A 24,939-nucleotide genomic window follows, 5' to 3' on the forward strand; every position below is an offset into this window, starting at 1 on the left:
CGTCTTCGATAATTCAGTCGTCTTCAGACGGCACGTCCGGCACTTCAGCAACGGCGTCGAGGTCAATGTCCTCGTCATCGTTCTGTTCCGCCACGGCAATGCGCACGTCGGTGATTTTCGCGCCCGGAAAGGCTGCGAGAATGGCTGCTACATCCGGATCGGCGCGGGCATCGGTCACGAGATTGTCGCGACGCTCCGTTTCCGCCTCGGCAACGGTCTGGCTCGCGACGTCACGCGCCACGGTCACCACCCAGCGAATACCGGTCCAGTTCAAAAGGTGCTGCGCAATTTCGCTCGGCAGCGATTTCGGTGCATCGTCGGTCAGGCCGATTTCAAGTCGTCCCGGCGCAATTGAGGCCAGACGCACGCAGTTCTTGACCAGAATCTTGAACTGCATATTGCGATGCTTGTCGGCCAGCGCAACAATGTCGTCCAGGCTGTTGATCGGCACGGAAGGCTGCGGCGCATTCTCGGCGACCGACTGCGGAGCGGGCGGCTGAACCGGCTGTGGCGTCGTTTCCACGATGCGCATGGCCGTGGCCGGTCCGCCCGAGGCGGAGCCCATGGCGGCCGAACCGACGGCATCAGCGGCAAAACGTGCTTCCGGCGCGCCGTTGCCGCCAGCGCGGGGATTACCCGAAGGCTGCGGACGCGGAGCAGAAACAGAACCGTTTTCAAGGCCGCGCAGCGCTTCGTCCAGCGTCGGCAGATCGGCGGCATGGGCGAGACGGATCAGCAACATTTCGGCAGCCTGCACCGGACGCGTCGCGGTATCCACTTCCGCAATGCCCTTGAGCAGCATCTGCCATGTGCGAGACAATACCCGAACGGAAAGCTTTTGCGCGAAATCGCGACCGCGCACGCGTTCATCTTCCGACAGCGACACATCTTCCGCCACATCGGGCGTGAAGCGCAGGCGCGTCACCAGATGATTGAAGTCCGCCAGATCCGTCAGCACCACCGAAGGATCGGCCCCCACATCATATTGCGCGCGAAATTCGGTGAGAGCGGCGGCCACATCGCCGCGCATCAGCATTTCGAACAGGTCGATGATGCGGGCGCGGTCGGCAAGCCCCAGCATGGAACGCACGGCTTCCGCACTGACCTGACCGGCGCCATGCGCGATGGCCTGATCGAAGATCGAGAGCGAATCGCGCGCAGAGCCTTCACCGGCGCGGGCAATCATGGCGAGCGACGCATCGTCGACTTCGATCTGCTCGGCTTCGGCAATGCGGCGCAAATGCTGCGCCAGCGTGCCCGATTCGATGCGGCGCAGGTCGAAGCGCTGGCAGCGCGACAGAACCGTGATCGGCACCTTGCGGATTTCGGTGGTGGCGAAGATGAATTTTACATGCGGCGGCGGCTCTTCAAGCGTCTTCAACAGGCCATTGAAGGCCTGATTGGACAGCATGTGAACTTCGTCGATGATGTAGACCTTGTAGCGCGCCGAGACGGGGCGATAGCGCACCTGCTCGATGATCTCGCGAATATCATCGATGCCGGTATGCGAGGCGGCGTCCATCTCGATCACATCGACGTGACGGCCTTCCATGATTGCCTGACAATGCTCGCCGGGGACGGAGAGGTCGATGGTCGGCTGATCGACAGTATCGGTCTTGTAATTGAGCGCCCGCGCTAGAATGCGCGCCGTAGTCGTCTTGCCGACACCGCGAACGCCGGTGAGCATCCAGGCCTGTGCGATGCGGCCTGTCTCAAAAGCATTTTTGAGCGTGCGCACCATCGGCTCCTGGCCGACGAGATCGTTGAAATTCTGCGGACGATATTTGCGGGCGAGAACGCGATAGGCCCCATCGGCAGCAATGCCAGCGGATTTCGTATCCATGGCGACCCTTCCGTTCTTCCTGTTACGCTTTTTTCTCGACCGCCAGTTTGGACCGGACGCATGAGTAACGTCAACAACTGACACTGCCCATCAACAGCCGCCAGATAGCCAAAAAAGTGGCGAATGAGAAAAAGGTGGGAGGCTGGCACGGCGACCCGTGCCTGGCTCGTTAGGGCTGCTTCCTTCCGGACCTGACCCGGTTGGCGAGTGGCTCGTCCACCACCAACCTCCCACGCTGCATATCGTCAATCGCAGCGCAAAAAGCAAGCGCAGAACGAAAAAAACTGGTAGGAATCAATTTATGACACCGTTCGAACTCGATAAGCGGCTTGATGCCGACACTTTTTCCGTCGCCGTGCTCGGCCTTTGCGAGTTGCGACTGATGGATGACCGCCGCTGGCCGTGGCTTATCCTCGTGCCGCGCAGGGCCGATCTTTCCGAAATTCACGATCTGACGCCGCTCGACCAGACAATCCTGACCTTCGAGGCCGGATTGGTCGCGCAGGCGCTGAAAACCGTGACCGAATGCCAGAAGATCAACACCGGCGCACTCGGCAACATCGTGCGCCAGCTTCATCTGCATGTGATTGCCCGCAACGAAGGCGATGCGGGATGGCCCGGCCCCGTCTGGGGCCACGGCACGCGTGAAGCCTATGACGAAAAAGACGCCCGCAAGCTGATCGCCGACATTCGCGCGGCGCTATAATTCTCCCAACAACAGCAATTCGAGAGCATCATGGCTTTCCGCCTCTACGACCTGCCGGAAATCGAACCGAGCCGTTTTGTCGGCTTTGGCGGCAACCGTATCGACCGCCAGTCCGAAAAACGTCACGACGATTCGGCCTTCACCGCGATGGAACTGCCCGAAACCCGCATCATGGTGCTGGGCGGCAACAAGCTGCTGCTTGATTACACCGATGAGAAGGCGCCGCGCGCGCTGTTTCGCTTCAGCGAAGCGAGAGACTTTGCGCCCGATCTGCACGAACCGGTGTTTCTGGGATTGCAAGATGGCACGCCGCTCGTTGCCCTGATGGCCCCGATCGATCCCGACGCCCTGGAAGCGCCGTTCCGGGCGCAGGACTATCGCAGTATCTATATGGAAGGTCTGGTTTCAGCCGATCTTCTGGGCGCGCTGGCGCAGGCGGCAGCGCTGACCGCCTGGCACAACAACCATCGTTTCTGCGGACGCTGCGGCACAAAGACCGAGATGCGGGCCGGTGGGGCGAAGCGCCAGTGCCCGAATTGCGGCGCCGAGCATTTTCCGCGCACCGATCCGGTGGCGATCATGCTGCCGGTGCGCGGTGACAAATGCATTCTGGCGCGCAGCCCGCATTTTGCCGCCGGTTCCTATTCCTCCCTTGCCGGTTTCATCGAACATGGCGAGACCATCGAAGCGGCAGTTCGTCGTGAAAGCCATGAGGAAATGGGACTTTCCATTGGTCGCGTCGGTTATTACGCCAGCCAGCCCTGGCCGTTCCCCTATTCGCTGATGATCGGCTGCCATGCCGAAGTGTTGTCCGACGACTTCACCATCGACCGTTCGGAACTGGAAGACGGACGCTGGTTCAGCAAGGATGAAGTCCGCAGTATGTTGGCGGGCACACATGAAAATGGGCTGCGAGTGCCGCCATCCGGCGCCATCGCAACCCATCTGATCAAGGCCTGGGCGGAAGACTGATTCCGCCCGATATTTTCTGAATTATTCTGCGGCGAGCAGCTGCGTGCCGCGAATGTCGCTGCCTTGGTAGACGCCCAGAATGCGCACTTCCTTGGAGAAGAACTCGAGTTCTTCCAAAGCAAGCTGCACATTGCGGTCTTCCGGATGCCCTTCAATATCGGCATAGAATTGCGTGGCGATGAAACGCCCGCCAATCTGATAGCTTTCCAGCTTGGTCATGTTGACGCCATTGGTGGCGAAACCGCCCAGAGCCTTGTAAAGCGCGGCCGGAACGTTGCGCACACGGAAGACGAACGTCGTCATGATTCGTTCGCCGTTTTCCGGGCGTGGGGCCCATTGCTTTTGCTTCGACAGAACCACGAAGCGGGTCACATTATCTTCCGCGTCCTCGACATTTTCTTCCAAGATATCGAGACCATAGAGATCGGCGGCCAAGCGCGGCGCAAGGGCCGCCATCGAACGGTCCTGCATATCGGCAACGAGACGGGCAGCACCCGCCGTATCCCCCGCAATGACCGGCTTCCAGCCGTTCTGGCGGATAACCTTGCGGCACTGGCCCAGCGCATGGATATGGCTGTGTACGGTCTTGATTTCCTCGCGCTTGACGCCCGGAAGCACCATAAGCTGAAAATGGATCGGCAGGAAATATTCGCCCACAATATGCATATCGGCCAGCGGCAGCAGATAGTGAATATCCGCGACACGGCCCGCCAGCGTATTTTCGATCGGGATCATTGCCAGATCGGCAGCGCCGGTCTCGACCGCGTTGAAGGCGTCTTCAAAAGTCGGGCACGGCAAAGGCTCCATACCGGGAAACATGTTGCGCGACGCCGTATCGGAATTGGCGCCTGCTTCACCCTGAAAAGAAATCCGGTTGGTTTTCATCGTCGTACTTTCTCAAACGCCCGTCACTCGCGGGGCTTTCCTGGTTTTCAACCTTGTCAAAGACCCTTTGCGACAAGAAGTCGGGCCCGGTCAAGGTCGGCTGGCGTATCGACGCCCAGCGGCACCGTCTTCACCACCTCGACATCGATGCGCATGCTGGCTTCCAAAGCGCGCAACTGCTCAAGCTTTTCGCGCTTTTCCAGCGGCGACGGGCCGAGCTTGACGAATTTCTCCAGCGCCGGGCGGCGATAGGCATAGAGACCAATATGGTGATAAAGCGGGCCTTCACCGTAAGGCGCTGTGGCACGGGTGAAATAAAGCGCGCGCAGACGCGAGCTGCCGGCCAGAGGCGAGCCGACGATCTTCACCACGCTCGGATTGGTCTTTTCTGATTCTTCCTCGATCTCGACACCGAGCGTTGCGATATCTGCCGGACCATCTTCGAGCGGCAGGAGCGCGCGACGAATGATATCCGGATCGATGGTCGGCAGATCGCCCTGCACATTCACCACGGCATCATACTCGCCCGCCGGATCGAGCGTCAAAAGCGCTTCATAGATTCGGTCCGAACCTGATTCGTGATCGGTGCGGGTCATGACGGCTTCATGGCCATGGGCGGTAACGGCTGCAAAAATCTCCTCACTATCGGTTGCGACAACGGCGCGCCCGAGCTTCGCGGCGGCGGCTCTGTCGGCCACATGCACGATCATCGGCTTCCCGCAAATATCGGCCAACGGCTTATTCGGCAGGCGCGTGGCGGCCAGTCTTGCCGGAATAAGAGTGAGGGTCTTTAGGGTCTGAAGCATGCTCGCCTCTTGTTGTCTCGCCAGAACGTGGCCGTCCTTCGAGGAGTTTTATCCGCACTGTAAATGCTGCAAAAGTGTCAAAAAGTCACGGGTCCGGTTCCCCTTATAGGTGTTGCATCGCCCTGGTAAAAGACCTAGTTTCCGCCCGATGCCGCGGAGAGAATTGCAGCCTCATAGGAGGTGCGCATGTCGGCTGAGGAGAGCGTTCTCGGGGAGAGCGTTTTGGTAGAGGGAGCGCTGACCGGCGATGAATTCAACCCGGACTAACAAGTTTATCATGGCTTTTCTGGCAACGGTTTTCGTTGTCATGACGACGGGCATCCTGTCCGATGCGCTATTTCATTCGCCTGCACCGGAAAAGCCCGGCTTTACAATCGAGGCAGCGGAAGCTGCGACCGGTGAAGGGGGAGCTGCACCGGCCAAGGAAGAAGTTTCCATCGCAACATTGCTGCAATCCGCCGATCCAGCGCGCGGCGAAACAGTTTTCAAGCGCTGCCAGGCCTGTCATACGGGCGAAAAGGGCGGCGCCAACAAGGTTGGTCCGCACCTCTGGGATGTGCTGAATCGTCCTGCCGCTTCCGTCGAAGGTTTTGGCTATTCGTCCGCCATGAAGGAATTTGGCGCTGGCGGCAACAAGTGGGACTATGAGCATCTCAACAAGTTCCTGACCTCGCCAAAGGGCTTTATCAAAGGCACGGCCATGGGCTTTGCCGGCGACAAGAAGGACAATGAGCGCGCCGATCTGATCGCCTATCTGCGCACGCTGTCCGACAATCCGGCACCGCTGCCGACGGCGGATGCCGCACCGGCTGGCGGCGACGCCAAGCCTGCGGATGCAGCGCCGGCCAAGGAAGGCGAAAAGCCAGCCGCACCGGCGAACTAAATACCGCAACATCTATCGAAATCTATAGAAAAGCCCGGTTTTGACCGGGCTTTTCATTTGGCTGATCAAATTTATTGCTTCGGTGCCTTTCTTCCTCCGCAAAAACCCATAAGACTCATACAGATGATCCGAAGCAGCAACGGAGAGACTGGATGAAAGCGTTTTGGGCGGGTGCATTTGCGGTTGCCATGCTTGCAAGCACAATGTCGTCAAGCCATGCGAGCGACCCGGAGCCCCAATGGCGCAGTTCTTCCAGCCTGCTCGGCGAGCCCAAATATCCAGCCGATTTCAAGCATTATGACTATGTGAACCCGCAAGCACCGAAGGGCGGCACGCTCAATCAGGTGGCGGTCGGCACATTCGACAGTCTCAACCCGTTCGTCGTACAAGGCGTTGCCGCAGCAGGCCTATCAGACTTCGGCGGCGGTATGCTCTACGATACGCTGATGACGGATTCGCTCGATCAAGGATCGACGCAATATCCGCTGATCGCCGAAGCGCTTCAGTATCCGGATGATTATTCCTGGGTGAAATTCAAGCTCAATCCGAATGCCAAATGGCATGACGGCCAGCCCATCACCGTCGAAGACGTGATCTGGTCCTTCAATGTACTGAAGAAGCAGTCGCCCATGTACAACAAATATTATGGCGACGTGGAAAGCGCGGAAAAGACCGGCGATCATGAGGTGAAGTTCAACTTCAGCCAGAAGGGCAACCGCGAACTGCCGCAGATCATGGGCCAGCTTGCGGTTCTACCGCAGCATTGGTGGGAAGGCAAGGACGCGCAGGGCAAACAGCGCGACATCAGCCGCCCGACGCTGGAAATTCCGCTGGGTTCCTCGGCCTACAAGATCGCCAGCGTTGCGCCAGGACGCTCCATCACCTGGGCGCGGGTCGACGACTACTGGGGCAAGGACCTTGCCGTGAATGTCGGTCGTAACAATTTCGACCGTGTCGTCTACGAATATTATTTCAATGAGGACGCGACGTGGGAAGCCTTCAAGAAGGGCGGTCAATACGATTATCGCAACGAAAACCGCGCCCAGCGCTGGGCGGAGCAGTACAATTTCCCCGCAGTTCAACGCGGCGACGTCATCAAGAAATCCTTCCCATATAATGCCGTCGGTCGCATGCAGGGCTATTTCCTGAATATGCGGCGCGACAAGTTCAAGGACCCGAAAGTCCGCGAAGCGCTGACCTATGCGTTCGACTTCGAAGCCATGAATCGCCTTCTGTTCTTCAATCAGTATCGTCGCATCAACAGCTATTTCGCAGGCAATGAATTGCAGCTGAGCGGCCCGCCGACCCCGGCAGAGCAGGCCATTCTTGAAACGGTCAAGGATGCGCTGCCCGCAGACGCCCTGACCAAGGAATTCAAGCTGCCGGTTTACGACACGCCGCAGGCAACCCGGGATAATCTGCGTACTGCCCTGAAGCTGTTTTCGGAAGCAGGATGGACATTGCAGGGCAATAAGCTTGTCGACGCAAAAGGCAATCCGTTCACCATTGAATTCCTCGGCAAGGACCCAACGGACGAACGCATCTACAATCCGTTCGCGGCGAGCCTGCGCAAGATCGGGATCAATGCGACGGTACGCATAGTCGATACCGCGCAATATCAGGCGCGCGTCAATGATTTCGACTATGACGTGATCACCTCGGTGATCGCGCAGAGTGGCTCGCCCGGCAATGAGCAGCGCGACATGTGGGGCTCCAAGGCCGCCGATTTCAAAGGCAGCCGCAACTATGCGGGCATCAAGAATCCGGCCATCGACAAGCTGATCGACCGCGTGATCTATGCCAAGGATCGCGATGAACTCGTGGCCGCAAGCCATGCGCTGGATCGGGCGCTGTTGTGGAACTACTACGTCATTCCGCAATGGTACTCCGACCACATCAATGTGGCCTATTGGAACAAGTTCGGCATGCCGGAAAAGCAGCCGGATTATATGGGCATCGATCCATTCTCGTGGTGGATTGATCCTGCGAAGGAAGCCAAGCTCAAGACCGGCAGCGAATAGAGGCACGCGAAGAATGACGATGCTTCGCATGAACCGCCGCCACTTTCTGGGGATCACAGGCAGCGCCGCAGTCGCGGCCTGCCTGCCGGAGCAGGGTGTCATTGCCGACGCGTTTGCGGAGGTCCCGACCGGCAAGGCTCTGCACGGTCTGTCTGCCTTTGGGGAGCTGAAATATGGCGGCGATTTCACCCATTTCGACTATTCCAATCCGGACGCGCCAAAAGGCGGTACGTTCAGGTTCGCCCCGGCAAGCTGGATCTGGAACCAGAACACGCAGACCTTCAACACGCTCAATACCTTCACCTTCAAAGGCGACGCGCCCCCGCGCATGGAACTGACCTTTGACAGCCTGATGGTCCCGGCGCTCGACGAGCCGGATTCCGTCTATGGGCTTATCGCTGAAAGCATCACACTGTCGAAAGATCGCCAGACCTGCACCTTCAAGCTGCGGAAGGACGCGCGCTTCCATGACGGCTCGCCGATTACGGCAAAAGACGTGCTGTTCACCTATACGGTGCTGAAGGAAAAGGGGCATCCGATCATACGCCAGTCGCTCGCCGGACTGGAAAAGGTGGAACTGACGGGCAAGAACGATATTCGCATGCGCTTTGCGGCGGATCGCGGTCCCAACGCCATTCTGGATGCCGTGGTGCTGCCCATATTGTCGGAAAACTGGTTCAAGGAACGCAATTTCGAAGCGACCACCATGGAACCGGTGCTCGGTTCCGGCGCCTACAAGGTCGGGAATTTCGCCGCCGGTCAATTTATCGACTATGACCGCGTCGAGGATTACTGGGCCAAGGAACTGCCCGTCCGGCACGGCTGTTGCCATTTCGACCGCATCCACATCGAGTTCTTCCGCGACCGCCAGCCGGAATTCGAGGCCTTCAAGAAAGGCGATATCGATTTTCGTTCGGAAACCGTCTCCAAGAACTGGGCGACAGGCTACGACTTCCCCGCCATTCAGGAAAAGAAAGTCATCAAGCGCACTTTTCCGAAAGAGAAAAGCCCTTTGATGCAGGCCTGGGCCTTGAACCAGCGGCGTGAGCGTTTCCGTGACCCGCGCGTGCGCGAGGCAATCGGGCTTTGTTTCGATTTTGAATGGACCAACGAAAATCTGTTCTTCAATGTCTATGCCCGCTCGCAATCGAGCTTCAACGGATCAGATTTTCAGGCCAGGGGCCTCCCTTCCCCGGATGAGCTGAAGGTGCTGGAGCGCTATCGCGGCAAGCTTCCCGAAGCCGTGTTCGGCGAAGCGGTCACCATGCCGGTTTCGGATGGTACAGGCCGCGACCGCGCGCAATTCGGTCGCGCCATCAAGCTGATGGAAGAGGCTGGTTTCGAGCGGCGCAACGGGCAGTTTCACGACAAGGACGGCGCAAAATTCGCGCTTGAAATCCTCAGCGATTCCGAAGCCTTCACCCGCGTCTACAATCCGTTCATCCAGAAACTGCGGGCCATTGGCATTGATGCCAGCTTGCGGCTGGTGGATGCGAGCCAGTATCAGGCACGCATGCAGGATTTCCAGTTCGACATGGTGGGTATAGCCATGCAATTCGGCGCGACCCCGACCAGTGAATCGCTTTCCAGCATGTTCGGTTCGCAGGCGGCCAAAACGCCGGGAAGCTATAATCTGCCCGGCACCGCCGATCCGGTGATCGACGCTTTGGTTGAGGATGCCGGAAAGGTTTCGACCCGCGCCGATCTTGTTGCGACCATCAGAGTGCTGGATCGGTACTTGCGTATCCGGCGCGACTGGATTCCAAATTGGACGTCAGCGAATCATCTCGTCGCCTATTGGGACCGGTTCGGCTTCAAGGAACCCAAGCCCGATTATGGCTTTCCGGTCGAGACGCTGTGGTGGATTGAAGAAGAAAAGGCAAAAGCTGTTGGTAAGCCATAAGAGTATTTCGAAACATCAGAGGACACTGAGCTGATGGGCGCCTATATCCTCCGACGCTTGCTCTTAATGATCCCGACCATCTTCGGCATCATGGCTATTTCCTTCGCCGTTGTTCAGTTCGCTCCCGGCGGTCCGGTCGAGCGTGTGATTGCGCAGCTTTCCGGTCAGGGCGGCGACGCGCTGGACCGCCTTTCCGGCGGTGGCGGCGATTTCGGTCAGAGCGCTGTCGATAGCGGCTCGGTCAACTCGAAATATCGCGGCGCGCAAGGGCTCGACCCGCAATTCATCGCCGATCTGGAAAAGCAGTTCGGCTTCGACAAGCCGCCGCTGGAGCGTTTTGGCCAGATGCTGTGGAACTATCTGCGCTTCGATTTCGGGCGCAGCTATTTCCGCGACATCAGCGTGATCGATCTGATCAAGGAAAAAATGCCGGTTTCGATCTCGCTCGGCCTCTGGCTGACGTTTCTGTCCTACATGATCTCGATTCCGCTTGGCATTCGCAAGGCGATCAAGGAAGGCACGCGCTTCGACACATGGACCAGCGCGGTCATCATCGTCGGCTATGCCATCCCAAGTTTCCTGTTCGCCATCCTGCTGATCGTGCTTTTCGCGGGCGGCTCGTTCTTCGACTGGTTTCCGCTGCGCGGCCTCACCTCGCCCGACTTTGCGCAGATGTCGTTTTGGGGCAAGATCGGCGACTATCTCTGGCACATGGTTCTGCCGGTCACGGCGCTGGTGCTTTCAGCCTTCGCCACCACGACGCTTCTGACGAAAAACTCGTTTCTCGAAGAAATCCGCAAACAATATGTGACGACGGCGCGCGCCAAGGGCCTCACCGAACATCAGGTGCTTTACCGCCATGTCTTCCGCAACGCCATGCTGATCGTCATCGCCGGTTTTCCGGGGGCTTTCATCTCGGCTTTCTTCACCGGCTCGCTTTTGATTGAAACAATCTTCTCGCTGGATGGCCTTGGCCTGCTCGGCTATCAGTCAGTCATCAACCGCGATTATCCGGTTGTGTTCGCCAATCTCTTCATCTTCTCACTGATCGGCCTGCTTGTCGGGCTTCTGTCCGATCTGACCTATACATGGATCGATCCGCGCATCGATTTCGACCGGAGGGACGTGTGATGACGGACGCTGCCCTCACCCCCGCCGTCAAGCCGGTTAAACGCCCATGGCTGTCACCGCTGAATCGTCGCCGCTGGCAGAACTTCAAGGCCAACAAGCGCGGTTACTGGTCGCTATGGGTTTTCTTGTTCCTGCTCATTGCCGCCCTTTGCTCGGAATTCATCGCCAATGATCGTCCCATCCTCGTTTCCTACAAAGGCGAGCTGCTGACACCAGTCTTTGTCGATTATCCGGAAGAGAAATTCGGCGGCTTCTATGCCGTGACCGATTATCGCGATCCGGTGATACAGGAAGAAATCGCCAAGAATGGCTGGGCGATCTGGCCGCCCATTCGCTATTCCTACAACACCGTGAATAACGAAATCCCGGAAGCGGCACCTTCAAAGCCCTTCTGGCTCTATTCAGCCGAGGAACGCTGCCAGCGCTATGCGCAAGGCGTGAGCGACCCCGATTGCCGTTTCGGCAATTTCAACCTGCTTGGCACCGACGATCAGGCGCGAGATGTCTTTGCACGCGCGCTTTACGGCTTCCGCATTTCGGTGCTGTTCGGCCTGATTCTCACCTTCTTCTCGGCCATCATCGGCGTGACTGCCGGTGCGGTTCAGGGCTATTTCGGCGGCTGGGTCGATTTGATCTTCCAGCGCATCATCGAAATCTGGTCGTCCATCCCCGTGCTTTATCTGTTGCTGATCATAGCGGCGATCCTGCCGCCGGGCTTCTGGGTGCTGCTCGGAATCATGCTTCTCTTCTCATGGGTGGCATTCGTGGGCGTTGTGCGCGCTGAATTCCTGCGCGCCCGAAACTTCGAATATGTGAACGCAGCGCGCGCGCTCGGCGTGAAGAACGGCACCATCATGTGGCGGCATCTTCTGCCCAATGCGATGGTGGCGACGCTGACATTCCTGCCGTTCATCCTGAACGGCTCGATCACCACACTGACCTCGCTCGACTTCCTCGGCTTCGGCCTGCCGCCCGGCTCCGCTTCGCTCGGCGAACTTCTGGCGCAGGGCAAGAATAATCTTCAGGCGCCATGGCTCGGCATTACCGGCTTCGTGGTCATCTCGGTCATGCTGTCGCTGCTGATCTTCATCGGCGAGGCGACACGCGACGCATTCGATCCGCGAAAGGCATTTCAATGAGTGGGTCAATGAGCGGATTGATGAACAAAACCCTGCTGTCCGTCCGCGACTTGTCGGTGGCATTCCGCCAGAACGGCGAAGAGCGCATTTCCGTTGATCGCGTGTCGTTCGACATTGCCGAAGGCGAGACCGTAGCTCTGGTCGGCGAATCCGGCTCGGGCAAATCCGTTTCCGCCCTGTCGGTACTGAAGCTATTGCCCTATCCGGCGGCAAGCCACCCTTCCGGTGAAATCCTTTTCAGCGGCAAGGACTTGATGAAGGCCTCCGAGCCGGAATTGCGGCGCGTGCGCGGCAATGACATCGCCATGATCTTTCAGGAGCCGATGACCTCGCTCAACCCGCTGCACAGCGTCGAGCGGCAGATCGGTGAAATCCTGCGTGTGCATCAGGGCATGGGCGACGCCCAGGCGCGGGCGCGCACGCTGGAGCTTCTGAACGAGGTTGGCATTCGCGAGCCGGAAAAGCGTCTGTCAGCCTTCCCGCATCAGCTCTCAGGCGGGCAACGCCAGCGCGTGATGATCGCCATGGCGCTGGCCAACAAGCCGAAACTGCTGATCGCTGACGAACCGACCACGGCGCTCGATGTGACGGTGCAGGCGCAGATTTTGAAGCTGCTTGCCGAGCTGAAGGCCGCCCAAGGCATGTCGATGCTGTTCATCACCCACGATCTCGGGATCGTGCGCAAGATCGCCGACAAGGTCTGCGTGATGAGCAAGGGTAAGATCGTCGAAGCCGGTCCGACGAAGGACATCTTCGACAATCCGCAGCATCCCTATACCAGGCATCTGCTTGCCGCCGAACCGAAGGGCGAGCCGCCCGCTCCCGACCCCGCCGCAAAAACGGTGATGGAAGGCAAGGATATCCGCGTCTGGTTCCCGATCAAAAAAGGCTTCCTGCGCAAGACCGTCGACCATGTGAAGGCGGTGGACGGGATTGATGTCAATCTGCGTGCCGGTCAGACGCTCGGTGTCGTCGGCGAATCGGGATCCGGCAAGACCACGCTTGGCCTGGCCCTTTCGCGGATGATTTCCTCCAAGGGCGATATTCGCTTTGAAGGGCGCGATATCGCGAAGTTCAGCTTCAAGGATATGCGCCCGCTGCGTCGTGAAATGCAGATCGTGTTTCAGGACCCGTTCGGCTCGCTTTCTCCGCGCATGACCATTGCAGATATCATTGCCGAAGGCTTGCTGGTGCATGAGCCGAAGCTCTCCGCCGACGATCGCGATGCGCGTGTCGTGGCAGCGCTTCAGGAAGTGAACCTCGACCCCGAAACCCGCTTCCGCTATCCGCACGAGTTTTCCGGCGGCCAGCGCCAGCGCATCGCCATTGCGCGCGCCATGGTGCTGAACCCGCGATTCGTCATGCTGGACGAGCCGACCTCAGCGCTCGATATGAGCGTGCAGGCGCAAGTGGTCGATCTTTTGCGTGGATTGCAGAAGAAGCATGATCTCGCCTATCTTTTCATTAGCCACGATCTCAAAGTGGTGCGGGCACTGGCCAATGATGTGCTGGTGATGCGCAACGGCAAGGCGGTCGAATATGGACCAGCGAAGGATGTCTTCGCCAATCCCAAGACCGACTATACCAAGGCGTTGATGGCGGCCGCCTTCCATATGGAGGCTACCGAGGGAGGAGTGAGGCAATGACCACGAATAACGACAAAGGCAATATTCTTCTGGCGATCACCGATTGGGACCCGGAAATCTGGCTGAAGACCTTCAAGGACAATGCGCCGGATCGCCCCGTGGTGACCGAGCGCGCCGAGAATGATCCTTCCGTCAAATATGCTCTCGTCTGGAAGCAGAAGCCCGGCTCGCTCGCCAATCTGCCCAACCTGAAAGTCATCTTCTCGCTTGGCGCCGGCGTGGACCATGTGTTCCGCGATGACCGCATTCCCGATGTGCCGCTGGTGCGCATCATCTCCGACGATCTGACCATGCGCATGACCGAATATGTGGTCTGGCAGGTGCTGGACCATCACCGTCTCGGATCGCGCTATCGCAAGCAGCAGCAGAACCATGTCTGGCACGAAGATCGCCGCCAGCCCGCGGCCCATGAGGTGACGGTCGGCATTATGGGGCTTGGCGTGCTGGGCCGTGACGCGGCTGAAAAGCTGACGGCGCTCGGTTTCAACGTGACCGGATGGAGCCGCCGCCCGCAGCAAATCGACGGCGTGAAAACCTATCACGGTCGCGATGGTTTCAGCGCGTTTCTCAAGACCGCCGATATTTTCGTCTGCCTGCTGCCGCTAACACCCGACACCAAGGGCATTCTGTCCATGTCGATGTTCGCGCAGCTGAAAAGCGACGGACCGTTCGGCGCGCCGGTATTGATCAATGCCGGTCGCGGCGGTTTGCAGAACGAGGCGGATATACTGGCGGCGCTCGACCGTGGGCTGCTTTCGGCAGCGTCGCTCGATGTGTTCAATCAGGAACCGCTGCCGACCACCAGCGCGCTCTGGGATCACCCAAGAGTGACGATCACGCCGCATGCAGCGGCAAGCTCGTCAGCAACGGCCCTTGTGCCGCAGATCATCCGGCAGATCGAAGCCTTCGAGCGTAACGGCACGCTGGAGCACATCGTCGACCGCAATACGCAGTATTGACGTTCCAGATTGGGGGATCGGCAGCTACCGGCTGCCGGTCGTCCCTCCGTCTATTCGTGCCCAATCTCCTTACGCATGGTGATGGAAGTTATCCGTGTATATCCGGGATGCGCCGTTTGCGTGATTTTGCGATAACCGAATTTTTCAAACACCGCCCGGTTACGCGTCAGCTCGATACGCACCTGTAATTCGATCGCTGGCTTGCCCTTCGCGATAGTTTCAGCCTCCGCGCACTGCATCAGTGCACGTGCTATCCCTTTCCCCTCGAAAGCGGGCGCAACGGCAAGCTTGCCGAGATAGAAGCTGTCGCTTCTTTCCTTGAGGAAAACGCAGCCCACCAGCTCCTCGCCGATCAGCGCGGCAAAGCCGGTCTCCTCGCCAGCCTTTTGCCGCAGGCCTTCCGCAGTCAGAAGATGCGCGGAAGACGGCGGATCGATCACGCCGTCCATATAGGCAAAGCTGTCGCGGATGAGTTTCAGGAGCTCGTCCCAGCGAGCGAAATTCTGGGTGATGGGCACGATACGGGGCGTGGTCATTTGGGCGTGCGCGCCTTGTATCGAATGGTCTCGAAGCGGACATTCAGCGCGTTATAGAGCAACAGGCGCCCGACCAGCGGTTCGCCGATACCGGTGACGAGCTTGATCACTTCCATCGCCTGTAAGCTGCCGATCACGCCCGGCAGTACGCCCAGTACGCCCGCTTCCGCGCAGGTGGGTACGGTTCCGGGCGGCGGCGCTTCCGGAAAGAGATCGCGATAGGAAGGATTTTGCGTGCCATCCACTCCGGTCAGATAGGGCATCAGCACCGTCACCGTGCCATCGAAGCGGCCCATTGCGCCAGTGACCAGCGGTCGCCCGACCTTGGCCGCCATATCCGCCAGCAGATAGCGTGTTGTAAAATTGTCGGAGCCATCGACGATCACATCATAAGCGGCGATCAGTGCTTCGGCATTGTCCGCGTTAAGGCGCAGGGCGTGGCCTTCGACCGTCACATGCGGATTGATGCGCGCAATGGCATTTCGCGCGCTCTCGACCTTTTCCTGACCAATGCTTTGCGTGTCATGGATGACCTGACGCTGGAGATTGGACAGCGAAACCCTATCGTCATCGACAATGCCGAGCGTCCCGATCCCCGCAGCCGCCAGATATTGCAGCACGGGCGCGCCAAGGCCGCCAGCGCCGACGACCAATATGCGGGCTGCCTTCAGCTTCTGCTGGCCCGGACCGCCCACTTCCGGCAGCACGATATGGCGCGCATAGCGTTCGAGTTCTTCGGACGAAAATGGTCTGGATGGTGCATTCATGATGATCACAACATAGGCCTCCGCGACGATGCTGTCAGCGGGTAATTTAGCTCTTGGTGAGAACGCCGCCTGCAACACTGAAAAACTGCGCATCGCCGCCAAGCGTATCGAACAGCGCCCTGTCGGTGCCGGTCATGAAGGCCTGTCCGCCGAGATCGTCCAGAATGCCGAACAAGGCGGCACGACGGCCTGCATCGAGATGCGCGGCGATTTCGTCCAGAAGAAGAATCGGGGCCATGCCGGACAATTCGCCCGTCAGACGCGCATGGGCCAGGATAAGACCGATCAGCAGCGCCTTCTGCTCGCCGGTCGAGCAAAGGGCGGCTGGCATCGCCTTTGGCCTATGCTGGACGATAAGATCGGTGCGGTGCGGCCCGTCCAGCGTGCGGCCTGCCGCGCGATCACGCATGCGACCGTCGCGCAGGGTGCGGCGGAAATCCTCTTCCAGATCGAGCGCCGCTTCCACGCCGATCCGTTGTTCCAGCGAACCTTCCAGAAAGCAATCCGCCTTCGGAAAAGGACCTTCTGCTGGCAACCGTTCGATCATGGCCGCGATCAGCCGCATGGCTTCCGCGCGCGCGGCGGCAATGGCCGCGCCAAGCTCCGCCATCTGGCTTTCGATGGCATCGAGCCAGCGGTCGTCATTATTGCCTTCGCTGAGCAGTCGGTTACGGCTGCGCATGGCCTTTTCATAATCGAGCACACGCTTGCCGTGCCCGGTATCGATGGCAAGGACCATGCGGTCGAGGAAACGCCGCCGGTCCGATGTGCCACCGCTAAAAAGCCCGTCCATGGAAGGAACGACCCAGAGGATGCGAGCGTAATCGAGCAGCTCGTCGCCAGAGGCCGCAACGCCGTTGATGCGAACCTTGCGCCCGCCTTCTCCGCCGCCCGCAGTTCCTGTGCCGATTTCGGCTTCACCGTAAATCATGCAATCCAGCGATGCGTGGATGGCAAAGCCATCATGCGCGGTCGTTCGCGCCACATCGTCATAGGAAGCCCGGCGAAGACCGCGCCCCGGTGACAGAAAGGAAAGCGCTTCGATGAGATTGGTCTTGCCCGAACCGTTCTCGCCGGTCAGCACCACATGGCCGGGGCCGAGCGGCAGCGAGAGTTCCGCATAATTGCGGAAATCAGTAAGCTTGAGCCGCCGGACCGAAACCCGGTCGGGGCGGCTCACTATATCGTCTTTTCTATCCACAATCGGGTTCTTTGTGAGGCCTCTTCCAGCGAGATGCCGGGGCTGACGAGATTTTGGCTATGCATGCCGAAAATGGTGGGATTTGAGAACCGGAGCGCAGCGTACATACTGTACGTGAGCACCGGAAGCGAAAAATCACGCCATTTGCAGGCCGCCAGAGCCGAAATATCTATAGCCCTAGACGCGCATCGGCATCAGGACATACAGCACATCCTCGTCGCCGGTGTCGCGCACCAGTGTCGGCGAACCGGCATCGGCCAGCATGAAGACAGCATCCGAGCCGGAAAGCTGGCTGGTGATATCGAGCAGATATTTGGAGTTGAAGCCGATATCCAGCGGATCGGAATCATAATCTGCCGCCAACTCATCGGTCGCGCTGCCTGAATCGGGATTGTTGACCGTCAGCGTCAGCTGGCCATCGGCGATGGAAAGCTTGACCGCACGGCCACGCTCGCTCGAAATGGTCGAAACGCGATCAACGGAAGCGGCGAATTCCTGCCGCCCGATGGTGAGCTTCTTGTCATTGCCGGATGGAATGACACGCTGGTAATCCGGAAAGGTGCCGTCGATGAGCTTGGAGGTGAGAACCACCGAGCCGACCGTGAAGCGGATTTTGGCATCCGACAGTTCCACCGTCGCCACCACATCCGGCGTATCGACGAGCTTCTGCAGTTCGGCAACCGTCTTGCGCGGAATGATGATGCCCGGCATGCCTTCCGTGCCCGATGGAGCTTCCAGTTCGGCGCGCGCCAGCCGGTGACCGTCGGTCGCCACAGCGCGCAGCTTCAAAGCGCCGTCGCTTTCAATGGCATGGAAGAAAATGCCGTTCAGATAATAGCGGGTTTCTTCCGTCGAGATCGCAAACTGGGTGCGGTCGATGAGGCGCTTCAGCGCCTGCGCTTCAATGCGGAAGGAATGGGTGAAGGACCCGGCCGTCAGCTCCGGGAAATCCGACTGTGGCAGGCACTGGAGACGGAAGGACGACTTGCCGGAAATGACCGACATGGAGCCGCCATCCGGGTTGGTCGATAGCATGACTTCCGCGCCATCGGGCAGCTTGCGCACGATATCGTAGAGCAAATGCGCCGGAACGGTCGTCGCACCGGCCTGCTCGACCATGGCGGCGGTTGCTTCATTCACTTCGAGATCAAGATCGGTCGCCTTGAGGGCGAGGCTTGCGCCTTCGGCCTGTAAAAGCACGTTCGACAGAATCGGAATCGTGTTGCGACGCTCCACGACGCGGTGGACGTGGTTGAGAGATTTGAGAAGGTTCGATCGCTCTAGGGTAACACGCATGTTCAAACGCACTCGCTCGCTGGGACAAGGGCGCTTGCATCGGACGGGCAGCGGCCCTCGTCGGTACGGCGCCAGAGGCGCCAGAAAGGTCCGTTAAAGTGGCAGATTTTTAAGGGGAAAAGCAAGCCCGCGCCGTGCCGTAATGCGACAGGGCCCGGGCTTTTTGTTGATAACCGCCCTTGATGGCGGGGAAGCTTCTGTAATCAGGCCGCCTGATCGTTGATGAGGCGCTTTAGAAGCTCCAGTTCCTGCGCGAGCTTGGTGTCGGCGCCGACCAGATCCTCGATCTTGCGCACGGCATGCAGCACGGTCGTGTGATCGCGTCCGCCGAAACGACGGCCAATTTCCGGCAGCGAGCGCGGCGTCATCATCTTGGCGAGATACATCGCCACCTGACGCGGCTTCACGATGGTGCGGGTACGACGATTCGAGAGCAGATCCTGCTTCGAAACATTGTAATGGCGCGCCACGATGCGCTGGATTTCCTCGATGCGGATGCGCTTCGGCTCGCCTGCGCGGGTCAGGTGACCAAGCAACTCGTCCACGCGGTCGATCGACAGATTCGGCTCGAAAGACTGGCGGAACAGCAACTGGTTGAAAGCGCCTTCCAGCTCGCGGCCCGATCCGGTGACGGTGCGGGCAACATGCGAGAGAATCTCGTCGCCAATAGTGAGGCTTGGATCTTCAATCTGTGCGGCGTTCAGACGGCGGCGCAGCATTTCAACGCGCATGTCGTAGTCGGGTGCTGCCACTTCAAGCGCAACGCCGCCCTGCAGACGCGAACGGACGCGAACGTCGAGCGATTCCAGTTCCGACGGCGCACGGTCAGCGGCAACCACAACCTGCTTGGCGCTGTCGAGCAGCGTGTTCAGAAGATGGCAGAACTCGTGCTGAATGGACTTGCCCTGCAGGAACTGCATGTCGTCGATGACCAGAAGGTCGATGTCGCGCAGCTGTTCCTTGAAGGAAAGCGCATTGTTGTCACGGATTGCGGTCGCAAAGCGCCACATGAAATATTCGGCGGTCAGGTAAACGACGCGGGCCTTTTCCTGACGCTGCAGCGCGGCGGCGGCTATGGCCTGAAGAAGATGCGTCTTGCCGAGACCGACCGAGGCATGAATGAAGAGCGGGTTGAAGCGCACGGCGCTGGAACCGGCTTCCGCAATGGTGCGGGCGGCAGCGAGCGCCACACGATTCGATGCGCCATCGACAAAGCTGTCGAAGGTGTAGCGCGGGTCGAGCGGCGAACCGAGAATCGAGCCGGAAGCAGCCGCCGATTCTGCGACCACGGCAGAGCCGCGCTTGTCGCCGGCATGCTGACCGGCAAAGGACTGGCCGACCGGGAACATCATCTTTTCACGCGGCGCGACGACCGGCTTGGCTTCCGCCGATTCTGCCGCTTCTGCGGGAGCAGCACTGCGCACCACGCGGTTCATGCCGCGCACCACGACTTCGACCTTCAGGATCTGCGCATTTTCTTCCTGCCAGAGTTCGGTCAGGAGTTCGGAATAATGATTGTTGATCCAGGAGCGCAGAAAAGCGGTCGGAACCGACAGACGCACGATGCTCTTGGAAATATCGTCAAGTTTCAACCGGCCGAACCAGCTCGAATAGATTTCGCTGCCCACACGGGCTTTCAGCTTTGCCGTCAGGCGCTCGAAAGCCTCTTCGCTGACTGCAGCGTCCATGGTCGTCAGGCTCTTGTCATTGCCGGTAGCAGAAGATTCATGGATACGGTTCGCATGTGTATCACCCATCGTTGCCGTCGCCTTGCCGCTCGTCATTGCCATCGCTCGCCTGCCTTCAATCCGTACGCGCCATTTTCCGGCGCTTGTCATTTTTTCCAGCTCGTCGTTCCGGATCTATCGTCCTATAAACGCCGGCGGTACTCATTCTTACACTCAGGCCCGCAAAAATCCGGGCCAAACACAAACTCAATCGAACCCGACAGGTCCCAAACCGAAATACTCCTTTCCGGTTACCCGCACACGACTCATACAACTGTTCACCGAAGGCTGATTGCCCGGAACCCCTTCCACGACAACCACTCAATTGCCCGCCATCTGTCCAAAACGACTTTCCGGTTAATGGCCAGTTAATGGCCGGGTCACTGAATGATAAGCAATCGCCTGAAAGAAAGAGGACCTTGGAGACCAGAAAATAGCGCCCGCGGATTGAACAATCCACGCTGACATTCGACAGCAATAAGCGCTAACTCCGGGCCAGTGGCCCACCCCTCTTGATGAACCGACTTTAGCGAAGGGCTGCCGCAAAGAGCAAGCCTGAGATTGCCAGTTTTTTTTCATAAAACCCCTTGCACAGCGCGGTGCGGCAGACAGGGAATCGGACGCCAGCGAATTAACGCCTTTGGATTCAAGGCATTTTCCACATGGTCAAATTAGATGGTCCTGATCTGTTCCGCCTCAAAAATAAATTTTAAAATTCTGCTTGACTCAAACGGCCTTCCGAGTCCGACCCGACCCCTGTGGATAACTCCGTCAGAAATTGCGCAAATGATTGAAATTGCAATTGAAAATTACCCAATCATTGTTTTTGGAAATCTCGGAAACCGGTCTTTTCACATTGAAAAAACTGCGAAAAAATTGCGACCTCTCGTTGCGCAGCAAACTGTCAGAAACCCAGAAAAAAGAAAACCCGGCTAACAATGAGCCGGGTTTCGAAATTTACATATAAAAATAGACAGCAATTAGGCGTTGAGTGCCTTCACGCGCTTGGCAAGACGAGACACCTTGCGAGCAGCAGTGTTCTTGTGCACGACACCCTTGGAGGCTGCGCGCATCAGTTCAGGCTCAGCAGCCTTGAATGCAACTTCAGCTGCCTGCTTGTCGCCGCTCAGGAGAGCATCTTCCAGCTTGCGGATGAACGTGCGAACGCGCGAGCGGCGCGACTTGTTGATTTCGGTGCGGGCAGCGATCTTGCGCACTGCCTTCTTGGCCGAAGGAGTATTGGCCATAAATGCCTCTCTTTTTCTGTCAGCTAGCCAGGGGCTTAAACCGCCGGGCACAAAACCTCTTGGGCAGCCGAAATCCCTTAGAAATCCCGGGAAGGCCGCCGATCCGTGGGCGGGCTTATAGATCAGCTTTGCCCGCACGTCAACGAGGATTCTGTCTCAACCGCCAATCAAAAAGCCGGATTTGCGCACGCGCGCGGGCTTTTTGGCCCTTTCGGCCAGACTTCAGCCGCATCGGGCAGCGTCAAACGCCACCCGATGCGCTGTCGGTCCTAACGATTCTTGAAGCTCGGCGTGCGCTTGTCGATGAAGGCGGCCATGCCTTCCTTCTGGTCTTCGGTTGCAAAAAGCGAATGGAACAGGCGCCGCTCGTAGCGCAATCCTTCGCTCAATGTCATTTCATAGGTGCGGTTGACCGCTTCCTTGGCCATCAGCACCGAGGGCCGTGAGAAGGAGGCGATGCGTTCAGCCGCCTTCAGCGCTTCTTCCAGCAGGACTTCAGGCTCGACGACGCGCGAGACAAGGCCCGAACGCTCTGCTTCTGCCGCGTCCATCATGCGGCCCGTCAGGCACATGTCCATGGCCTTGGACTTGCCCACGAAACGGGTCAGGCGCTGCGAACCGCCCATGCCCGGAATGACGCCGAGTGTAATTTCCGGCTGGCCGAACTTGGCATTGCTGCCCGCAATGATGAAGTCGCACATCATGGCCAGTTCGCAGCCGCCACCCAGCGCATAGCCGGAAACGGCAGCGATGATCGGCTTGCGCGCCCGGTCCACTTTCTGCCAGTCGGCGAACATATCCTGCAGATAGGCATCGACGAAATCGATCGACTGCATTTCCTTGATATCGGCACCCGCCGCAAAGGCTTTTTCGGAGCCGGTCAGCACCACGGCGCCGATCTTGTCATCAGCATCGAAGGTCGCGAGCGCATCCGTCAGATCATTGAGTACGCCCCGATTGAGCGCATTGAGCGCCTGCGGGCGATTGAGGCGGATAAGCCCGACATTGCCGCGCGTCTCGACGATGATCGTTTCATAAGCCATGGAATTCTGCTCCTCCTTCATCAGGCATCGCTATCCGGTTCAGGCCAATAAAGCCAATACCGTAACAGCTTCAATTTCCGGGCGGCAAGGTGGACCGGCCATCCCCGTTTGGCAAGGTCTTATGTCTGGCACGAGGCACAGAAAAAAGTCGAACGTCCCGCCTGGACCGCGCGCTCAACCACGCCATTGCAGGCGGGATTGCGGCATGGCTCCCCTTCCCGCCCGTAGACCGAGAAGGAATGCTGGAAATAGCCGAGCGCCCCGTCGGCCTGGATGTAATCTCGCAGGCTCGACCCGCCCGCCGCAATCGCCTCGGCAATCACTGTGCGGATATCGCCAGCCAGCCGCTCCATGATCGCTGCATCGCCCGCGACGCTCCCGGCTGCGCGCATGGGCGACAGACCGGAACGCCACAGCGCCTCACAGACATAGATGTTGCCGAGACCGGCGATCAGCCGCTGATCGAGAAGTGCCGCCTTGAGCGGCGCGCGCCGTCCCTGAAACAATTCCGCCAATATCGCTCCCGACAGAAGATTGCCGGTCGGTTCGATACCAAGGCCGCTCAGAAAAGGATGCGTGTCGAGCGCGCCTTTTTCCGCAAACAGCATGAAGCCGAAACGGCGCGGATCATTATAAATGATGCGCGCGCCCGAACCACCCGGACGCGACAGATGAAACACCACATGGTCATGAGCGCTATTCTTGGAGCGCTCATGATGGAATGCGCCGGGCGTCTCAGTATCGTCGTCGGCCTCGATGCGAAACGAACCGGACATGCCAAGATGGCTGATGATGGAAAGACCGTCATCAAGATGAAGCGTCAGATATTTCGCGCGGCGCCCGAGCGCCTCGATACGATGCCCCGTCAGACGTTCCACAAAATGCTCCGGGAAAGGAAAGCGCAGATCGGGTCTGTTCTGATCGACTTTGTCGATGGTTGCCCCTTCCATGAAGGGTTGCAAGCCGCGGCGAACGGTTTCTACCTCTGGCAATTCTGGCATGAAAACAAATCCTGAAGGGGGAGCTGGCCTTTCCTTCTATATGTTGGGTTTTGTCCGTATTGCCAAGAGGGAGCCGCGAAAGACGGCTTCAGCACCCCCCGCAGGGAATGGTGTTGGTATAGCGTGGCGCCAGATAATAGGTTTCGCTCATGGGAATGCTGGTCGATATCCAGGAATTCAGCGGCTTGTAGTCAAGCTCCACATCGACCTTGATGAAATAGGCATCGCTTGCGACCAGCGCCTCGGGAAGATCGGCCTGGCTGCCAGCGGTGGCCGCGAAATTTGCGACATTGGCGCGCGACCAGTCAACGGTCACGGAATAGGTGTTCGACGATTGCGCCTTGGTGACTTTCAGGGCCGTTACCCTGATCTTCGGGCTGGTCCTGCGATAAGGCAAAAGCGAGGTGCTACCGATGGCGAACATATCATCGATGTCTGTGGCTTTGACGGATATCTGACGCGTCACCAGATCGGCAAGGCTGCTTGCGGACCGTGACACCTTCTTATTGACGTCAAGACCGTCGGCAAGGTCTGTCGAGCCCAGATAAATCAGAAGCAAAACCGGGACGATCAGCGCGAATTCAACCGCGCCGACCGCGCGCCTGTCGCGGAGAAACGTCTTCAACAACGGGAAGAGTGCTGTTCGCATGGCGATTAGGTCCAGTCCGGGGCAAACCCGATAGTCGTCGTCAGTTTGGAAACGGCTCGTTTTGCCATGTCAGCGTGGAGAATAAAGGCATGGTGCCGCGTTTCGCATCGGCGCTGTCGATCATATAGAGAATGTTTGTCAGAACCGGCCAGCGATAAAGCACGTTGAGCTGGTTGATGGTCGAAGTGCCGTTGGTGCCACTGATGCCGGTGCGCGCAAGATCGCCCTCATCCGTCAGAATGCCGGTGGTCGGGACCGAGGCAAAGCCGGAATATGTTCCGAGATTAAACGTCAGTCCCTCGCAGCCGGTCTTCACCATGAACTGGATCTGATCGCACAGCATGGTCCGGATTCTGGTATCCGTAAGATCGCTACCCCGCACCTGTCCGGTTTGGATCTGGCGCGCCACATTTTGCGTCGCGTTCCACAACACCTGTCGGGCGGTGAAATTCATGCCCGTTTCGATGGTCGAAAAGACGATAAGCAAAAACGGGATGATCAGAAGCGTGAATTCAATAGCAGTGGCGCCGTCGCGCGCCCGGCCAAACAGCCGCAATCGACGGAGTCCGGCTTGCAAC

Annotated in this window: 22 protein-coding genes and 1 other RNA gene; 9 read left to right on the plus strand and 14 right to left on the minus strand. The window is 58.7% G+C overall.

Going from position 1 to position 24,939, the window contains the following annotated elements; genetic code table 11:
- Positions 1 to 13: 13 nt before the first annotated feature.
- Both JAU75_RS06955 and ffs read right to left on the minus strand, forming a co-directional pair.
- Entirely contained in the window at positions 14 to 1,843 is a 1,830-nt protein-coding gene (locus JAU75_RS06955) for a DNA polymerase III subunit gamma/tau (protein ID WP_199055748.1), read from the minus strand.
- A gap of 134 nt (positions 1,844 to 1,977) precedes the next feature.
- An RNA gene (gene ffs / locus JAU75_RS06960) (signal recognition particle sRNA small type) lies at positions 1,978 to 2,074 on the minus strand.
- Between the two features lie 70 nt (positions 2,075 to 2,144).
- Here ffs and JAU75_RS06965 point away from each other — a divergent pair.
- Entirely contained in the window at positions 2,145 to 2,549 is a 405-nt protein-coding gene (locus JAU75_RS06965; RefSeq protein ID WP_199055750.1) for an HIT family protein, read from the plus strand.
- 30 nt (positions 2,550 to 2,579) lie between these two features.
- Complete coding sequence (gene nudC, locus JAU75_RS06970) at positions 2,580 to 3,521, plus strand: NAD(+) diphosphatase (protein ID WP_199055752.1); 942 nt, start codon at positions 2,580 to 2,582, stop codon at positions 3,519 to 3,521.
- A 21-nt stretch (positions 3,522 to 3,542) separates the two neighbouring features.
- Here nudC and JAU75_RS06975 read toward each other — a convergent pair whose 3' ends face one another.
- Positions 3,543 to 4,406: a prephenate dehydratase gene (locus tag JAU75_RS06975; RefSeq protein ID WP_199055754.1), complete on the minus strand. Its 864-nt coding sequence runs from the start codon at positions 4,404 to 4,406 to the stop codon at positions 3,543 to 3,545.
- A gap of 56 nt (positions 4,407 to 4,462) precedes the next feature.
- A complete protein-coding gene (locus JAU75_RS06980; RefSeq protein WP_199055756.1) occupies positions 4,463 to 5,212 on the minus strand; it encodes a 3-deoxy-manno-octulosonate cytidylyltransferase in 750 nt (249 codons plus the stop codon).
- A gap of 247 nt (positions 5,213 to 5,459) precedes the next feature.
- Between JAU75_RS06980 and JAU75_RS06985 the strand changes: the two genes are divergently transcribed.
- The 7 genes from JAU75_RS06985 (at position 5,460) to JAU75_RS07015 (ending at position 14,894) form a co-directional block, all read left to right on the plus strand.
- A complete protein-coding gene (locus JAU75_RS06985; protein WP_199055758.1) occupies positions 5,460 to 6,095 on the plus strand; it encodes a cytochrome c family protein in 636 nt (211 codons plus the stop codon).
- Between the two features lie 152 nt (positions 6,096 to 6,247).
- Positions 6,248 to 8,116: an extracellular solute-binding protein gene (locus tag JAU75_RS06990; protein WP_199055760.1), complete on the plus strand. Its 1,869-nt coding sequence runs from the start codon at positions 6,248 to 6,250 to the stop codon at positions 8,114 to 8,116.
- Positions 8,117 to 8,129: 13 nt separating this feature from the next.
- Positions 8,130 to 10,019, plus strand: coding sequence for an extracellular solute-binding protein (locus tag JAU75_RS06995; RefSeq protein WP_199055762.1), 1,890 nt, complete (start codon positions 8,130 to 8,132; stop codon positions 10,017 to 10,019).
- A 33-nt stretch (positions 10,020 to 10,052) separates the two neighbouring features.
- Positions 10,053 to 11,150: a microcin C ABC transporter permease YejB gene (locus JAU75_RS07000; protein WP_199055764.1), complete on the plus strand. Its 1,098-nt coding sequence runs from the start codon at positions 10,053 to 10,055 to the stop codon at positions 11,148 to 11,150.
- Positions 11,150 to 12,289: an ABC transporter permease gene (locus JAU75_RS07005; protein ID WP_199055765.1), complete on the plus strand. Its 1,140-nt coding sequence runs from the start codon at positions 11,150 to 11,152 to the stop codon at positions 12,287 to 12,289. Before JAU75_RS07000 ends, JAU75_RS07005 begins: the two co-directional genes overlap by 1 nt.
- A gap of 20 nt (positions 12,290 to 12,309) precedes the next feature.
- A complete protein-coding gene (locus tag JAU75_RS07010) occupies positions 12,310 to 13,935 on the plus strand; it encodes an ABC transporter ATP-binding protein (protein WP_199055767.1) in 1,626 nt (541 codons plus the stop codon).
- Positions 13,932 to 14,894, plus strand: a complete 963-nt coding sequence (locus tag JAU75_RS07015; RefSeq protein WP_199055769.1) for a glyoxylate/hydroxypyruvate reductase A — start codon at positions 13,932 to 13,934, stop codon at positions 14,892 to 14,894. Before JAU75_RS07010 ends, JAU75_RS07015 begins: the two co-directional genes overlap by 4 nt.
- 50 nt (positions 14,895 to 14,944) lie before the next feature.
- On the opposite strand, the gene JAU75_RS07020 is transcribed toward JAU75_RS07015, so the two are convergent.
- The 10 genes from JAU75_RS07020 to JAU75_RS07065 form a co-directional block, all read right to left on the minus strand.
- On the minus strand, positions 14,945 to 15,430 hold the full coding sequence (locus tag JAU75_RS07020; protein ID WP_199055771.1) for a GNAT family N-acetyltransferase: 486 nt from the start codon (positions 15,428 to 15,430) through the stop codon (positions 14,945 to 14,947).
- Complete coding sequence (locus tag JAU75_RS07025) at positions 15,427 to 16,197, minus strand: molybdopterin-synthase adenylyltransferase MoeB (RefSeq protein ID WP_199056026.1); 771 nt, start codon at positions 16,195 to 16,197, stop codon at positions 15,427 to 15,429. The genes JAU75_RS07020 and JAU75_RS07025 overlap by 4 nt, the downstream gene beginning before the upstream one ends.
- Before the next feature lie 46 nt (positions 16,198 to 16,243).
- Positions 16,244 to 17,398 carry a DNA replication/repair protein RecF gene (recF, locus tag JAU75_RS07030; RefSeq protein WP_199055773.1) on the minus strand — a complete coding sequence of 385 codons (1,155 nt, stop codon included), beginning with the start codon at positions 17,396 to 17,398 and terminating at the stop codon, positions 16,244 to 16,246.
- Between the two features lie 177 nt (positions 17,399 to 17,575).
- Positions 17,576 to 18,694, minus strand: coding sequence for a DNA polymerase III subunit beta (gene dnaN, locus JAU75_RS07035; protein ID WP_138784012.1), 1,119 nt, complete (start codon positions 18,692 to 18,694; stop codon positions 17,576 to 17,578).
- Between the two features lie 203 nt (positions 18,695 to 18,897).
- Entirely contained in the window at positions 18,898 to 20,532 is a 1,635-nt protein-coding gene (gene dnaA / locus JAU75_RS07040) for a chromosomal replication initiator protein DnaA (protein ID WP_199055775.1), read from the minus strand.
- Between the two features lie 869 nt (positions 20,533 to 21,401).
- Positions 21,402 to 21,668: a 30S ribosomal protein S20 gene (gene rpsT / locus JAU75_RS07045; protein WP_078337759.1), complete on the minus strand. Its 267-nt coding sequence runs from the start codon at positions 21,666 to 21,668 to the stop codon at positions 21,402 to 21,404.
- 269 nt (positions 21,669 to 21,937) lie between these two features.
- Positions 21,938 to 22,711, minus strand: a complete 774-nt coding sequence (locus tag JAU75_RS07050; RefSeq protein WP_199055777.1) for an enoyl-CoA hydratase — start codon at positions 22,709 to 22,711, stop codon at positions 21,938 to 21,940.
- A gap of 119 nt (positions 22,712 to 22,830) precedes the next feature.
- A complete protein-coding gene (gene mutM / locus JAU75_RS07055; protein ID WP_199055779.1) occupies positions 22,831 to 23,712 on the minus strand; it encodes a bifunctional DNA-formamidopyrimidine glycosylase/DNA-(apurinic or apyrimidinic site) lyase in 882 nt (293 codons plus the stop codon).
- 88 nt (positions 23,713 to 23,800) lie between these two features.
- Entirely contained in the window at positions 23,801 to 24,361 is a 561-nt protein-coding gene (locus tag JAU75_RS07060; RefSeq protein ID WP_199055781.1) for a TadE/TadG family type IV pilus assembly protein, read from the minus strand.
- A gap of 40 nt (positions 24,362 to 24,401) precedes the next feature.
- A complete protein-coding gene (locus tag JAU75_RS07065) occupies positions 24,402 to 24,938 on the minus strand; it encodes a TadE/TadG family type IV pilus assembly protein (RefSeq protein ID WP_247880406.1) in 537 nt (178 codons plus the stop codon).
- Position 24,939 lies beyond the last annotated feature (1 nt).

Source organism: Ochrobactrum sp. Q0168, from assembly GCF_016427605.1.
Taxonomy (GTDB): Bacteria; Pseudomonadota; Alphaproteobacteria; order Rhizobiales; family Rhizobiaceae; genus Brucella.

What these genes read in the sequence shown, in the direction of transcription:
- rpsT (WP_078337759.1), bottom strand. Translation starts at nt 21,668, where the DNA reads ATGGCCAATACTCCTTCGGCCAAGAAGGCAGTGCGCAAGATCGCTGCC.
- mutM (WP_199055779.1), bottom strand. Translation starts at nt 23,712, where the DNA reads ATGCCAGAATTGCCAGAGGTAGAAACCGTTCGCCGCGGCTTGCAACCC.
- dnaA (WP_199055775.1), bottom strand. Translation starts at nt 20,532, where the DNA reads ATGACAAGCGCCGGAAAATGGCGCGTACGGATTGAAGGCAGGCGAGCG.
- JAU75_RS07005 (WP_199055765.1), top strand. Translation starts at nt 11,150, where the DNA reads ATGACGGACGCTGCCCTCACCCCCGCCGTCAAGCCGGTTAAACGCCCA.
- JAU75_RS07050 (WP_199055777.1), bottom strand. Translation starts at nt 22,711, where the DNA reads ATGGCTTATGAAACGATCATCGTCGAGACGCGCGGCAATGTCGGGCTT.
- JAU75_RS06990 (WP_199055760.1), top strand. Translation starts at nt 6,248, where the DNA reads ATGAAAGCGTTTTGGGCGGGTGCATTTGCGGTTGCCATGCTTGCAAGC.
- JAU75_RS06985 (WP_199055758.1), top strand. Translation starts at nt 5,460, where the DNA reads ATGAATTCAACCCGGACTAACAAGTTTATCATGGCTTTTCTGGCAACG.
- JAU75_RS07060 (WP_199055781.1), bottom strand. Translation starts at nt 24,361, where the DNA reads ATGCGAACAGCACTCTTCCCGTTGTTGAAGACGTTTCTCCGCGACAGG.
- nudC (WP_199055752.1), top strand. Translation starts at nt 2,580, where the DNA reads ATGGCTTTCCGCCTCTACGACCTGCCGGAAATCGAACCGAGCCGTTTT.
- JAU75_RS07000 (WP_199055764.1), top strand. Translation starts at nt 10,053, where the DNA reads ATGGGCGCCTATATCCTCCGACGCTTGCTCTTAATGATCCCGACCATC.
- dnaN (WP_138784012.1), bottom strand. Translation starts at nt 18,694, where the DNA reads ATGCGTGTTACCCTAGAGCGATCGAACCTTCTCAAATCTCTCAACCAC.
- JAU75_RS06980 (WP_199055756.1), bottom strand. Translation starts at nt 5,212, where the DNA reads ATGCTTCAGACCCTAAAGACCCTCACTCTTATTCCGGCAAGACTGGCC.
- JAU75_RS06995 (WP_199055762.1), top strand. Translation starts at nt 8,130, where the DNA reads ATGACGATGCTTCGCATGAACCGCCGCCACTTTCTGGGGATCACAGGC.
- JAU75_RS07015 (WP_199055769.1), top strand. Translation starts at nt 13,932, where the DNA reads ATGACCACGAATAACGACAAAGGCAATATTCTTCTGGCGATCACCGAT.
- JAU75_RS07010 (WP_199055767.1), top strand. Translation starts at nt 12,310, where the DNA reads ATGAACAAAACCCTGCTGTCCGTCCGCGACTTGTCGGTGGCATTCCGC.
- JAU75_RS06975 (WP_199055754.1), bottom strand. Translation starts at nt 4,406, where the DNA reads ATGAAAACCAACCGGATTTCTTTTCAGGGTGAAGCAGGCGCCAATTCC.
- JAU75_RS06965 (WP_199055750.1), top strand. Translation starts at nt 2,145, where the DNA reads ATGACACCGTTCGAACTCGATAAGCGGCTTGATGCCGACACTTTTTCC.
- JAU75_RS07020 (WP_199055771.1), bottom strand. Translation starts at nt 15,430, where the DNA reads ATGACCACGCCCCGTATCGTGCCCATCACCCAGAATTTCGCTCGCTGG.
- JAU75_RS07025 (WP_199056026.1), bottom strand. Translation starts at nt 16,197, where the DNA reads ATGAATGCACCATCCAGACCATTTTCGTCCGAAGAACTCGAACGCTAT.
- JAU75_RS06955 (WP_199055748.1), bottom strand. Translation starts at nt 1,843, where the DNA reads ATGGATACGAAATCCGCTGGCATTGCTGCCGATGGGGCCTATCGCGTT.